This is a genomic window from Mesorhizobium sp. M0292, assembly GCF_040321695.1.
Classification (GTDB): Bacteria; Pseudomonadota; Alphaproteobacteria; order Rhizobiales; family Rhizobiaceae; genus Mesorhizobium.
This window is the reverse complement of sequence record NZ_JAMYSB010000010.1, coordinates 64569-77236: the sequence shown is the minus strand read 5'-3', so window position 1 is coordinate 77236 and position 12668 is coordinate 64569. Positions and strand designations below refer to the sequence as shown.

General features: G+C 63.6%; 17 protein-coding genes. 6 read left to right on the top strand and 11 right to left on the bottom strand.

From position 1 onward, the window contains the following. Window positions 1-71: 71 nt before the first annotated feature. Together NKI96_RS17270 and ykgO are read right to left on the bottom strand one after the other, a co-directional pair. Window positions 72-653 (bottom strand): tetratricopeptide repeat protein, encoded by a 582-nt coding sequence (locus NKI96_RS17270; RefSeq protein WP_023684032.1) that lies wholly within the window; start codon window positions 651-653, stop codon window positions 72-74. A gap of 113 nt (window positions 654-766) precedes the next feature. Further along, entirely contained in the window at window positions 767-892 is a 126-nt protein-coding gene (ykgO, locus tag NKI96_RS17265; RefSeq protein ID WP_006327841.1) for a type B 50S ribosomal protein L36, read from the bottom strand. Between the two features lie 242 nt (window positions 893-1134). On the opposite strand from ykgO, the gene NKI96_RS17260 reads away from it, so the two are divergent. Next, complete coding sequence (locus NKI96_RS17260) at window positions 1135-1563, top strand: lysozyme inhibitor LprI family protein (protein ID WP_352805333.1); 429 nt, start codon at window positions 1135-1137, stop codon at window positions 1561-1563. 38 nt (window positions 1564-1601) lie between these two features. Here the strand turns inward: NKI96_RS17260 and NKI96_RS17255 are convergent, their stop codons facing one another. The 8 genes from NKI96_RS17255 to NKI96_RS17220 all read right to left on the bottom strand — a co-directional run bounded on the left by NKI96_RS17255 (window position 1602) and on the right by NKI96_RS17220 (window position 8068). Next, on the bottom strand, window positions 1602-2678 hold the full coding sequence (locus NKI96_RS17255) for a 5-(carboxyamino)imidazole ribonucleotide synthase (protein ID WP_352805330.1): 1077 nt from the start codon (window positions 2676-2678) through the stop codon (window positions 1602-1604). Continuing rightward, on the bottom strand, window positions 2675-3172 hold the full coding sequence (gene purE / locus NKI96_RS17250; protein WP_023745755.1) for a 5-(carboxyamino)imidazole ribonucleotide mutase: 498 nt from the start codon (window positions 3170-3172) through the stop codon (window positions 2675-2677). Before purE ends, NKI96_RS17255 begins: the two co-directional genes overlap by 4 nt. A 74-nt stretch (window positions 3173-3246) precedes the next feature. Continuing rightward, window positions 3247-4452, bottom strand: coding sequence for an aminotransferase class V-fold PLP-dependent enzyme (locus tag NKI96_RS17245; RefSeq protein ID WP_352498103.1), 1206 nt, complete (start codon window positions 4450-4452; stop codon window positions 3247-3249). Between the two features lie 20 nt (window positions 4453-4472). Beyond that, entirely contained in the window at window positions 4473-4934 is a 462-nt protein-coding gene (locus tag NKI96_RS17240; protein WP_023673109.1) for a RidA family protein, read from the bottom strand. Window positions 4935-5051: 117 nt separating this feature from the next. Further along, complete coding sequence (locus NKI96_RS17235) at window positions 5052-5846, bottom strand: amino acid ABC transporter ATP-binding protein (RefSeq protein ID WP_023673108.1); 795 nt, start codon at window positions 5844-5846, stop codon at window positions 5052-5054. A gap of 4 nt (window positions 5847-5850) precedes the next feature. Further along, complete coding sequence (locus NKI96_RS17230; RefSeq protein WP_023673107.1) at window positions 5851-6501, bottom strand: amino acid ABC transporter permease; 651 nt, start codon at window positions 6499-6501, stop codon at window positions 5851-5853. Between the two features lies 1 nt (window position 6502). Beyond that, on the bottom strand, window positions 6503-7168 hold the full coding sequence (locus tag NKI96_RS17225) for an amino acid ABC transporter permease (protein ID WP_023673106.1): 666 nt from the start codon (window positions 7166-7168) through the stop codon (window positions 6503-6505). A 69-nt stretch (window positions 7169-7237) separates the two neighbouring features. Beyond that, a complete protein-coding gene (locus NKI96_RS17220; protein ID WP_023673105.1) occupies window positions 7238-8068 on the bottom strand; it encodes a transporter substrate-binding protein in 831 nt (276 codons plus the stop codon). Window positions 8069-8224: 156 nt separating this feature from the next. Between NKI96_RS17220 and NKI96_RS17215 the strand changes: the two genes are divergently transcribed. Then, complete coding sequence (locus NKI96_RS17215) at window positions 8225-9040, top strand: IclR family transcriptional regulator (RefSeq protein WP_352805325.1); 816 nt, start codon at window positions 8225-8227, stop codon at window positions 9038-9040. 24 nt (window positions 9041-9064) lie between these two features. On the opposite strand, the gene NKI96_RS17210 is transcribed toward NKI96_RS17215, so the two are convergent. Beyond that, the gene (locus NKI96_RS17210) at window positions 9065-9268 is read right to left on the bottom strand and encodes a YdcH family protein (RefSeq protein WP_023673103.1); all 204 of its coding nucleotides are present in this window, start codon (window positions 9266-9268) and stop codon (window positions 9065-9067) included. Between the two features lie 239 nt (window positions 9269-9507). On the opposite strand from NKI96_RS17210, the gene NKI96_RS17205 reads away from it, so the two are divergent. From NKI96_RS17205 to NKI96_RS17190, 4 genes are all read left to right on the top strand, one after another. Further along, complete coding sequence (locus tag NKI96_RS17205) at window positions 9508-9687, top strand: YdcH family protein (RefSeq protein WP_023684024.1); 180 nt, start codon at window positions 9508-9510, stop codon at window positions 9685-9687. A 288-nt stretch (window positions 9688-9975) separates the two neighbouring features. Further along, on the top strand, window positions 9976-11229 hold the full coding sequence (ispG, locus tag NKI96_RS17200) for a flavodoxin-dependent (E)-4-hydroxy-3-methylbut-2-enyl-diphosphate synthase (protein ID WP_023684023.1): 1254 nt from the start codon (window positions 9976-9978) through the stop codon (window positions 11227-11229). Window positions 11230-11233: 4 nt separating this feature from the next. Further along, entirely contained in the window at window positions 11234-12091 is an 858-nt protein-coding gene (locus tag NKI96_RS17195) for a lytic transglycosylase domain-containing protein (RefSeq protein WP_023826714.1), read from the top strand. Between the two features lie 8 nt (window positions 12092-12099). Next, the gene (locus NKI96_RS17190; RefSeq protein WP_023690061.1) at window positions 12100-12651 is read left to right on the top strand and encodes a chloramphenicol phosphotransferase CPT family protein; all 552 of its coding nucleotides are present in this window, start codon (window positions 12100-12102) and stop codon (window positions 12649-12651) included. The last annotated feature ends 17 nt before the right edge of the window (window positions 12652-12668 follow it).

Sequence of the window (12668 nt, the reverse complement as noted above, 5' to 3'; positions counted from 1 at the left end):
GAGTAGGGAAGTGGCGTCTCGACCAATCTTCTCTACTGACTACTCACTAATCCCTAATTCCTACTGCCTAATCAAATTCCTTCGCCGGCAAGCTCTTCCGAAATTGCCGCGACCTGGTCCTGGGCGCTGCGCATCATCGGATAGATGGTAAGCACCTTCTGCCAGGCTTCGAGCGCCGATTGCTTGTGGCCGGTGGCGGCCATGATCTGGGCCAGGCCGGAAAGCGCGCCGAAATGGCGTGGTTCCAGCTGCAGCGTCTGGTCGATGTCGGACATCGACTTCCCGAAATTCTTCATCATGTAATGGACGGTGGCGCGCCGGTTCCAGCCTTCGGCATATTTTGGCTGCAGGATGACGACCTGGTCGAGGAAGTCGAGGGCGACGTCGAACTTCTGGTCGTCCATCGCCTTTTGCGACCATTGCATCATCAGGTCGATCGAGGCGCTGCCGGACTGGAACCATTCGCCCCAGATGCGCCCGGCGATGCGCTCGGCCGCCTTTTCGTTGCGCTCGCGCTTCAGCTCGGCAAACAGTTGGTCGAGCCTGGCTTCCCTGGTCAGGGCAACCGGCGGCTTTGCCGGCGGATCGTCCGCCGACGCCGGAGCGACGCCGAAAAGAAACAGGGTCGCCAAAAATGCAAAAAGAATCCGCATCACCGGAATCTAACCCCGGACGGCGGATCGTCAAACTGAAATTAGCGTGAAAGTGCCTGGAACCAGGCAATTACCATCGTATGGACGGAGGCAACGAGCCTCCGGCCGAACACTCAGCCCTGGCGCGCCTTGTAGCGCGGAGCGGTCTTGTTGATGATGTAGACGCGGCCCTTGCGGCGAACCAGCTGGTTGTCGCGGTGACGCGCCTTCAGCGCCTTGAGCGAATTCTTGATCTTCATGGTCTTGCCCGTCGGTCTGGGCCCTATCCGGGCCGAATTATTAAGGCGCGCCTGAAAAGCGCGCCTTTGAACTTGCGGTGGCTCATAAACGAGGAGCCTTGCCCGTGTCAACCGCAAGCGTGCTGGATAGAGGCCGAGAATGGCTTTGGCCATTAAATATCCGCCATCTCGGCTCCACGCCATTGCGCGGCCGAAGGCGGGCTGGAATGGTGCGGCACCCGCAAGCCGATTTGGAGACCTCCATGCGCCTGTTGTTTGTGTCCGCCTGCCTTGCCGTTGTGGCAGCGGCATCCACCGCGCAGGCGCAGGAATGCGACCGCAACGACGACAGCCAGCAGATGATGAACATCTGCGCCGGCGAGGACTATCAGGCGGCCGATGCCAAGCTCAACCAGGCCTACAAGGATCTCGTCGGTCACAACGACGACAAGAGCAGGAAGCTGCTGCAGGTCGCGCAACGCGCCTGGATCGCCTTCCGCGACGCCGAATGCGCCTATACGACGACATACAGCGAGGGCGGCTCCATCCATCCGATGGAGGTTTCACAATGCCTGACCGAACTGACGGACCAGCGCATCAAACAGCTCACCGCGGGCGCCAATTGTAGGGAAGGCGATGCGAGTTGCGCCAGCCCCGACGAGGACGGAGATCTGAACGACGAGCTGCAATAGGGCTCGAGCCACGCCCTCGCGCAAAGTGCCGGAATGGCTTAGCTACGGCGGCTGATGCGCGTGAAATGGCCCATCTTGCGGCCTGGGCGCGCTTCCGCCTTGCCGTAGAGATGCAGCATCAGATCGGGCTCGGCGAGCAAAGCGGGTACGCGCAGCACATCGTCGCCGATCAGGTTTTCCATGATGCAGTTTGAATGCCGGCCAGGGTTGCCCAGCGGCAGGCCGGCAATGGCGCGGATATGCTGCTCGAACTGCGAAACGATGCAGGCGGCTTCCGTCCAGTGGCCGGAATTGTGCACGCGCGGCGCCATTTCGTTGGCCAGCAGCGTGCCATCGGCAAGAACGAAGAACTCGACGCCGATGACGCCGACATAGTCGAGGGCCGACAGGATTTTCGCTGCCGACCCCTGTGCCGTCGCCGCCGTCTCCAGCCTGATCTGGGCCGGCAGGGTCGAGGTATGCAGGATGCCGTCGCGGTGGACGTTTTCGGCCGGATCGTAGGCGGCGACCGCGCCGTCCAGCCCGCGCGCGGCGATGACCGAGATTTCGCGCTCGAAAGCGACGAAGGATTCGAGGATCAGCGGCACATTGCCCATGGTCTCGCATGTGCCGGCAAAGCCGCCCGTCTCCATGTTGCGGAAGACGCGCTGGCCCTTGCCGTCATAGCCCATGCGGCGGGTTTTCAAGATGCCGCTGCCACCGAACTCTCTCAGCGCCGCCGTCAGCTCGTCGTCATTGTCGACGGAGCGGAAATCCGCTGTCCTGATGCCGATGCTGTTAAGGAATAGCTTCTCCGCCACCCGGTCCTGGGCGACTTCCAACGCCCTGGGCGGCGGATAGACCGGGACCTTGGCGGCGAGCGCGCCGGCAGCCGCTACCGGCACATTCTCGAATTCGTAGGTGACGACGGCGCTGACTGCCGCCAGTTCGGCAAGGGCGTCCGCATCGTCATAGGCGGCGGTGATCTGGCGGTTGGCGACCTGAGCCGCCGGGCAATCGGCCTGCGGTTCGAGGATAATTGTGCGGTAGCCGAGGCGCGCTGCGGCAACAGCCAGCATGCGGCCGAGCTGGCCGCCGCCGATGATGCCGATGCTCGATCCCGCGGGCAGGCTCACGGCGCATCCGTCGGTTCGGTGGCGACCCTGGCGGTTTGGGCGGTGCGCCAGGCATCCAGGCGGGCGGCAAGTTCTTCGTCGTTCAGCGCCAGCACGGCGGCCGCCAGAAGGGCGGCGTTGGCCGCACCCGCCTTGCCGATGGCAAGCGTGCCGACCGGAATGCCGGCCGGCATCTGGACGATGGAGAGCAGCGAATCCTGGCCTGACAGCGCCTTCGATTCGACCGGTACGCCGAACACCGGCAGCGGCGTCATCGCCGCCGTCATGCCGGGCAGGTGGGCGGCGCCGCCGGCGCCGGCGATGATCACCTTGTAGCCGGCCGCCTTGGCGCCCTTGGCGAAATCATAGAGGCGGTCCGGGGTGCGGTGGGCGGAGACGATCAGCCGCTTGTGCGGAATGCCCAGCGCCTCCAGCGTTTCGGCGGCGTGGCGCATCGTCGCCCAGTCGGACTGGCTGCCCATGATGATGGCGACGTCGGCGCGGTGGTCGGTCAAGCGCATGCTCCCGGCGGTAAAGGCGCGCCTTAGCGGAATTCGGGCTGGCCCGCAAGGATGGCGGCCGCCGCAGCCTAGTCCGGCCAGCGCAGGGCGCCGGATGAATCCTTTCGCGGCTGTCTCATCGCATCCGCCGGCCTGTCGGCCGCGGTGAGCACGGCGCGGAGGCGTTCGGCGACGATCTCGGCCTCGCCTGGGTGCAGATTGCAGGGGTCGAGGAAGAAATGGCCACGCTCGACCTCGTGGTTGCGCACGATGATGGGCGGCGATCCGGCCGCCAATGCCCAGGCGAGGCCGGCGGCACTGAAGCGGCTTTCGGGGGAGACGAAGATCTGCAGCCGGTCAAGTGGATTGGCGGTCGGGTCGGGAATGATGTTTGCGACGATGCCGGGCAGGCCCTGCAGTGCGTCCTCCCACAGATGAAGCGCCGCTTCCTCGCGTCGGCGGATGCCGGCATGGTCGCGCTTTTCCCAGGCTTCCAGCGCCGCCATGGTGCCGGCGATGCTTTCCTTGCCGACCTTCATGGCGCGGGCGACGCCACGGTTTTGCAGATAGGCGGCGCGGACGAGATCCTTGCGGCCGGCGACGATGCCGCTGGTCGGCCCCGAAAGGAATTTGTGGCCGCTGTAGACGACGATGTCGGCGCCGCGCGCCAGGAAGCTGCGCAGGTCATATTCGGAAGCCGCGTCGACGATCACCGGCACGCCCCTGGCGTGGCAGATATCGCAGAATTCCTCAAGGGAAAGCATGCCGTATTGCACGGTGTGGTGCGCCACGACGTAGAGCGCCGCCGCCGTGCGCTCGTTGATAGCCTCGCGCACATGATAATCCTGCGTGACGCTGACCGTGCCGGCCGGAATGACCTTGGCGCCGGCGACGCGGATCGACTGGTCGATCGGTGCGCCGTAATTGACGATATGGCCGAGCTGGATGACGACTTCGGACTTCAGCCCTTCGGTATCGTCGGGCAGCCGTTCGATCGCCAGCAAATTGGTGCCGGTCATCGCCCCGGCGATCGCCATTGTGATGCCTGAGGCGCAGCAGGCGGTGATGAAGCCGGCCTCGCCGCCGGTGAGGCGGGCGGTGATCACGCTTGCGGCGCGCTGCAGATCGTCCATCTCCACCCATTGCGAGGCGATCTCGGCCATGGCGCTGATCGCCTCGGGAACGATGATCGAGGCGCCGAGCGTCGTCATCGTGCCGGAGACGTTGATGATCGGCCGCAGTCCCAGCCGTTCGCGGATCGTGGTGTTGGAGCCGGTATCGGAATAGGTTTTCATGTTCAGCGATCCCTTGACGGTCAGGCGGCGATCTCGACGACCGCTTCGATTTCGACGGTGATGTTTCCAGGCAGCGAGCCGACCCCGATCGCCGAGCGTGCATGGCCGCCGATCTTGTCGAAGACGCTGGCGAACAGGTCCGAGCAGCCATTGACCACTTTCGGGTGGTCGCTGAAGGTCGGCGTCGCATTGACGAAGCCGAGCAATTTGACGACGCGCACGATGCGGCCGAGATCGCCGGCGGCGGCGTGCATGACGGCGAGCAGGTTGAGGCCGGTGAGGCGGGCATGCTCATAGGCCTGCTCGACGGTGACGTCCTCGCCGACCTTGCCGGTGCACAGCGTGCCGTCGGCGCGCAGCGGCCCTTGACCCGAAAGAAAGATCAGCCGGCCGCTTTCCGCATGGGTGACGAAATTGGCGATCGGCGTCGGCGGCTCGGGCAGCGTCAGGCCGAGCTCGGCGAGCCGGATGTAAGGCGTCATGGAAGAATTCTCCTTGGGCCGGCCTGTTGTTTTACGCAATTCCCAAGGGAAAGCGCTTCGCGCTTTTCCCGGGAAAACCGCTTACACTTTTCCTGGAATTGCTTTGGGCCGCCCATGTCAGAAATGCGAGGCGCGGAACCGCGCCAGGAAAGAGCGCAGGCGCTCATTGGTGGTCTCTTCGGCAAGGATCTCCTTCGGCGGGCCAACAGCGCTGACACCGCCATCGGCCATGAAGACAATGCGGCTCGAAGCGTCGCGGGCAAAGGCCATCTCGTGCGTGACCATCACCATTGTCATGCCGTCTTCGGCCAGACTGCGCACAACGGCCAGCACCTCGCCGACCAATTCGGGATCGAGCGCGGAGGTGATCTCGTCGAGCAGCAGGATCTTTGGCTCCATGGCGACTGCCCGCGCTATGCCGACGCGCTGCTGCTGGCCCCCGGAGAGTTCCGCCGGCAGGCTGTCGGCCTTGTGGGCGAGGCCGACGCGGCTCAGCCAATGCTCGGCGATCTGGCGCGCCTCGGCCTTGCTCTTGCCGCGCACCTTGGTGAGGCCGAGCATGATGTTGCCGGCGGCGGTGAGGTGCGGAAACAGGTTGAAGCTCTGGAACACCATGCCGGTTTCGGCGCGCATATTGGCAAGGTCGCGCTCGCTGCGCCGCTGGCGCGCGCCGGCCTCACGAAAACCGACCTCCTTGCCGTCGATGCGGATCGAGCCTGAGTCGTAGCTTTCGAGAAAGTTGACGCAGCGCAGCAGGGTGGTCTTGCCACTGCCGGAAGGGCCGATGACGGTGACCACCTCGCCCCTGTCCACCTTGAGGCTGACCGAGCGAAGCACCTCGACCGAACCAAAGGCTTTCGAGACCCCGGCAATGTCGAGAAGGGCAGCATTGTCGTTCGAGCTTGTGGCCATCGTGCTAGTCCCGGATGAAGGCAAAGCGCCGTTCCAGCCGCCGGCTGGCGTAGGAAAGCGCATAGTTGACGGCGAAATAGATCAAGGCGCCGAGGATGTAGAGCGGCATCGCCTCATAGGTGCGGCCGATGACCTGGTTGATCGCCTGCATCAGGTCGGTGATGCCGAGCAGCGAGACCAGGGCGCTGCCCTTGACCGCATCGGTGACGCCGTTGATCCAGGGCGGCAGGAAGCGCCGGAAGGCCTGCGGAAAGATGACGTAGGTGAGCCGCTGGCGAAAAGTCAGCCCAATGGCCATCGCCGCTTCTGACTGGCCCTTGGGAATAGAGCCGACGGCGCCCCGGAGATACTCAATGACCTGCGCCGTCTTGAACAAGGTCAGCGCCAGCACCGCCGCCGAGAAGGATTGCAGATGCAGGCCGATGGCCGGCAGGCCGTAATAGACGAAGAACATCAGCACCAGGATCGGGATGCCGCGGATGGTGTCGGAGAAGATGCGCACGGCCCAGCGCAGCGGCGCCGGGCCGTAGACCAGGCTGACGCCGAGCGCGACGCCGGCAATCAGCGACAGCACCACGACCAGCAGCGACACCCACAAAGTGATGGCGAAGCCCTGGGCGAGGAACGGTACGGCGTAGAGGATCTGGCTCAGCATGTCAGCGCGCAGCCCTGAACCGGCGTTCGACCAGCCGCAGTCCGAACAGCAGGGTGTAACCGGTCACCAGATACATCGCCGTCGTCACCAGATAGACCTCGACGATGCGGAAGGTGTTGAAGTTGATCCACTGGGCGCCGAAGGTGAGCTCGGGCACCGAGATCACCGAGGCGATCGACGTGTCCTTGAACAGCGAGATGAAGGTGTTGGACAGCGCCGGCAGCGTGATGCGCAGCATGGTCGGCAGGCGCACATGAACCAGCCGCTGCCAGGGCGTCAGGCCGATGGCTTTGCCGGCATCGAGCTGGCCGCGCGGCACGGCTTCCAGGCCGGAGCGGAACACCTCGACCAGATAGGCGCCGCTATAGACCGACAGCGTCAGCACGAACGAGGTCGGCGCGTCGTAGGCGACGTCGATCACCGTCGGCAGGCCGTAGAAGACGAGATAGACGAGCAGGATCAGCGGCACGTTGCGGATGAATTCGACGTAAGCCGCAATGATGGCGCGCACCACGCGTCCGGCCGAGACATACCAGACCGCCAGCATCAGGCCGATGACGACGCCGATGGCAATCGAAATCACGGCAAGCTCGAGGCTGAGCAGAAGGCCGCCCCACAGCTTGTCGAAATGCCGCCAGATCAGGTTGAAGTTGAGCGTATAGCCCATGCGTCTCCCGCAATAACCAAGGGGATGCGAACTAGAAGGCAGAAGGGCTAACCCTTCCGCCAGCACTTGTCAGACAACCGGGAAACCCGGATGGCGGGCCGGCGGCTCCTGGCCGAAATAGTCCTTGAAGGCGGCGTCGTAGAGTGCGGTCTCATGGCCGAACATGGCGATGGTGAAGGTCTGGTTGACGAAGGTCAGCCAGTCCAGGTCGCCCTGCCTGACCGCCGCGCCGTAGAGCATCGAGTACCAGCTCTTGCCGGCATCGAAATATTTGTCGGGGTTGCGCGAGGCCAGCCAGCGCACGGTTGAAAGATCGACAGCGGCGGCATCGGCGCGTTTCGATTCCAGTGCCTGCAGCACATTGGCCTGGGTGTCGATCTGCAGCACCTGCGCCTCCGGCAGGGCGTAATGGACCGAGCTTTCGGCGTCGACATTCTGCAGGATCGAGATGCGCGTCGCCGAACCGCCGGCGAGCAGCTTGTCGAAGGTCTTGTTTTCCGCGGTCGGCAGCGTCAGCAGGGCGACGCCCTCGACATAGTATGGCCTGGAGAAGTGGATCAGCTGCGAGCGCTGCGCGGTCATGGTCATGAACTGGATGGTAATGTCGACCTTGTTGGTGGTGACATTGGGGATGCGCTGCGCCGGATCTTGCATGACGAACTCGACCTTGCTCGGATCGTCGAACAGACCCTTGGCCAGGATGCGGCCCATGGTGATGTCCATGCCGACCAGCTCGCCGGCATCGTTTTCGAAATGCCATGGCGCGTTGGTGCTGCCGGTGCCGACGATCAGCTTGCCGCGGTCAAGCGCGGTGCGCAGAACGCTGTCGGATGCGGCTTGTGCCGCCGCCTTTTCGGCGCTGACAGCGGTCATCACGCCCGCCGTTGCAAGCCCGGCCATGCCCAGTTTCAGAAAATCTCGCTTGGATGCGTCGTTCACTGCGACCTCCTGTTGTTTGAGTTCCCCTTACAGACACACGTGTCGCCGACTTGAATTGTCTCTTACAATAGACACATGTATCCTATACAAGACAGATACTAACATCAGGAATCAGTTATGCAAGACAGCAATGGACTCACGGATCGGGCGGAGCTTGGTCCAGCCGAGAGCCCGACGCCCGACAAGACCTCCGGCTCGCGCGAGAAGGGCCTCAACCGGGTGCTGGAGATCCTGGAATTCCTGCATGTCACGCAGCGCGCCATCGGCATTGGCGATCTCGCCAAGGGGGTGAATGCGCCGCGCTCCACCACCTATACGCTGGTGCGTTCGCTGGTCGATGCGGGTCTCCTGGAGATGGAGGGCGACGGCAACCGGGTCTATTTCGGCAAGAAGCTCTACCTCTATGGGATGGACTATGTCAGGGGCAACGACCTGCTTAGGCGGGGCCGGCAGGAGGTCGACAATCTGTCGCGCGAGACCGGCGAGACCTCCGAATTGTGCATGCTGCAAACCGGGCGCTATACCATCGTCCATTCCAGCCCCGGCACCAGGCCGTTCCGCATCAGCTCGGCCACTGGCTTACAGATCCCGCTGCCATGGACGGCATCGGGGCGGCTGCTTCTGGCCGGATTGGAAAGGGCCGCCATCCAGGACATGGTCTCGGAAGACGACCTTTTGCTGCCCGACGGCCGCAGGCTGCAGTTCGACGACTTCATTGCCGATATCGCGACGGCCAGAACGACCGGCTATTGCATCACTTCGGGGCTGGTCGACGCCTACACCAAATGCCTGGCCGCCCCTGTCTTCGCGGCCGCCGGCAAGGTCGAGGCGACGCTGTGCCTGGTGGTGCCGATCGACACTTCAGCGGAGAAGACCGACGAATTGCTGACGTTGCTGCGCCATCGCGCGGCGCGGCTGTCGATAGCGGGGTGAGCAGTTAGGCCCCGAGGCCGTCGGCTAAGCGATGATGTCCGGAATGATCTTGTCTTCCAGCGCCATCAGCCGGTCCTTGAGGAAAAGCTTCTTCTTCTTCATGCGCTGGATCTGCAAGGGGTCGCAGCCCATGGCGATCATCGCATTGATGGCCGCGTCGAAATCGGCATGCTCCTGCTTCAGGCGGGAAAATTCGAGGCGGACATCGGCCTTTTCCTGGTCGGACATTCTCTACCGTCTGCATGTCTGCGGCGCCCGGCAATGGGCATGATTGGGCGGGGGCGGCATCAATTGCCGCCGGCGCGCAGCCAATATCACATATCACATTGTCGTGGAATGCTACCACGCAGCATTCGACATCGCAGCCGGATGGTGGCAGACTGTCATGGTGCCGTCACAGATGCGACCTGCGGTGGACGTGCCTTTGACGGCTGCAATCGAGGAAACCATGAAAGGGAGAACCAATCATGTCTCTTGCATCCCATCTTGATGAGTTGCAGCGGAAACACGGTGATATCGAACGCGAGATCGACGATGCGATGAACCATCCATCGGTCGACGACCTCGAAATCGTGAATCTGAAGCGACGCAAGCTGGCACTCAAGGACGAGATTGAAAAACTGAAGGCGAAACCGACGAGACACTGACGCCCTTCCAGGATTAGACGCGCCGCCTTGGCGCGTGACTATCGCTCCGGTGGCGACATGCCGCCGGAGGCCTGTTTTTGCTACTTGATTCCGATACTGTTGGCCGGCGAAACCCGTCTGTGGGGTCGCCGCGCTGCTGCGATTTGGCGGCTCTGCTTGTCTGTCGCCATTGACAAGCCATCTTTGCTCCTCCACCTCATGCCCGAACCTCAGCGCTATGCGCTGATAGCTGTTTGAGCGTGCGTCGACGTGGACGTATGTCGCTCGGGTGATCAAGAGGCTGCCGGCATGACCGGGTATTTTTCCTCCCCCTTTGCGCGCCGGACATCGGTCGGCGTCGATGTCGGCGGCGTGGTCGTCGGCGGCGGCGCGCCGGTCGTCGTGCAGTCGATGACCAACACCGACACGGCCGATATCGACCAGACCGTCGCGCAGGTTGCGGCTTTGCATCGCGCCGGCTCCGAGATCGTGCGCATCACCGTCGATCGTGACGAGAGCGCTGCCGCCGTGCCGCGCATCCGCGAACGGCTCGAGCGGCTCGGCATCAATGTGCCGCTGGTCGGCGACTTCCACTATATCGGCCACAAGCTGCTGGCCGACCATCCGGACTGCGCCGAGGCGCTGGCCAAATACCGCATCAATCCCGGCAATGTCGGCTTCAAGGACAAGAGAGACCGCCAGTTCGCGGCGATCGTCGAAATGGCGATCAGGCATGACAAGCCGGTGCGCATCGGCGTCAATTGGGGGTCGCTCGATCAGGAACTGCTCACCCGGCTGATGGACGAGAACCAGCGCCAAGGCTTCCCGCTGACGGCGCAGGAAGTAACCCGCGAGGCGATCGTGCAGTCGGCGATCCTGTCGGCCGAAATGGCCGAAGAGATCGGCCTCGCCCGCGAAAAGATCATCCTGTCGGCCAAGGTCAGCGGCGTGCAGGATTTGATCGCCGTCTATACCGAGCTTGCCACGCGTTCCAACCATGCGCTGCATCTTGGCCTCACCGAAGCCGGCATGGGCTCCAAGGGCATCGTCGCCTCGTCGGCTGCCATGGGCATCCTCTTGCAGCAAGGCATTGGCGACACCATCCGCATCTCGCTGACGCCGGAGCCGAATGGCGATCGCACCCGCGAGGTGCAGGTCTCGCAGGAACTGCTGCAGACCATGGGCTTCCGTCAGTTCGTGCCGATCGTCGCCGCTTGCCCCGGCTGCGGCCGCACGACATCCACCGTGTTCCAGGAACTCGCCCAGAACATCCAGGCCGATTTGCGCAAGAACATGCCGGTCTGGCGGGAGAAATATCCCGGCGTCGAGAACCTCAAGGTCGCGGTGATGGGCTGCATTGTCAACGGCCCCGGCGAATCCAAGCACGCCGATATCGGCATCTCGCTGCCCGGCACCGGCGAGACGCCGACCGCGCCGGTCTTCGTCGACGGCAAGAAGTCAGCGACGCTGCGCGGTCCGTCGATCGCCGCCGATTTCGAAAAAATGGTTGCCGACTATATCGAGCAGCGGTTTGGACAGCACGGCAAAGCCGCGGCCGAATGAGCCCATGCGGGGGCTGCTCAAAGCCGGTTTGTTCCTGCTCTGCGCGCTGAGTGCCGGACAGGCGCTCGCCGATCCACCGCAATCGCGCTCGGCGGCGAAACGATTGATCGGCCGTGTCTGTGACCTGATCGAGACGCATGCCGAGCGGAACGGCCTGCCGAAGGATTACTTCGCCCGGCTGATCTGGAAGGAAAGCCGCTTCGACCCCAATGCGGTGAGCCCTGTCGGTGCCGAAGGCATCGCCCAGTTCATGCCGGGCACCGCCAAGATGCGCGGGCTGGCCGATCCTTTCGACATCGACCAGGCGATCCCGGCTTCGGCGAAATATCTCGCCGAAATGAAGACCGGCTTCGGCAATCTCGGCCTGGCGGCGGCTGCCTACAATGCCGGCGAGAGCCGCGTTTCGCGCTGGCTGGATTCCGGCGGTTTCCTGCCGATGGAGACCGAGAGCTACGTCTTCGACATCATGGGCGAACCGGCCGACAAGTTCTCCGACAGCGCCTACGCCGGAACGATCGAGCCGCTCGACGCGAAAACCAGCTTTGCCGTCGCCTGCCGCAAGCTGCCGGTGATCATGTCGAGAACCGTGGCCATGGCGTCGATCAATGTGAAGCCATGGGGCGTCCAGGTGGCCGGCAATTTCCGCAGGGGCGCGGCGATCAATCAGTGGCTGCGGGTCAGGAGCCGGTTTCCGGCGCTGCTTTCCGGTCGTGACCCGGTGGTCAGCCGGGTGCGCACGCCGATCGGCCGACGCGGCATCTACGCCGTCAGGATCGGCGTCGACGACCGTGCCGCCGCCAACGTCATCTGCCAGAAACTGCAAAGCGTCGGCGGCGCCTGTATCGTCGTGCGCAACCGATAGGGGGCGACATGACGGCCAAAATCGTCCTGCTTAATGGCGTCGGCAGCGCCGGCAAAAGCTCGATCGCCAGGGCGCTGCAAACAATCGCCACCGAGCCCTTCCTGCATGTCCAGATGGATGCTTTCATCGACATGCTGCCGCCGGCGCTGCAGGATCATGCCGACGGGTTTTCCTTTGAGACCGTGCTGGAAGACGGCAAGCCGTCGGTGGTGATCAGGAGCGGGCCGGTCGGCGCGCGAGCCATGCGCGGCATGCGCCATGCCATCGCCGCCATGGCCGGGCAAGGCAACAATCTCATTGTCGACGACGTGATCTTCAATGACGAGATAGCGGAGCACCGCAAGTTGCTGTCGAGCTTTGACCTGCATCTGGTCGGCGTCATGGCGCCGCTGGAGGTGCTGGAAGCGCGCGAGGCCGCGCGCGCCGACAGGCTGCCTGGCCTGGCGCGCTGGCAATATGGACGCGTCCACAAGGGCATGGACTACGACCTCGAAGTCGACACCAGCCGGCTGACGCCGCTTGAATGCGCCCGTCGCATCCAGGAAAGATTCCGACTATAGTGGCCGGTGTTCTTTTG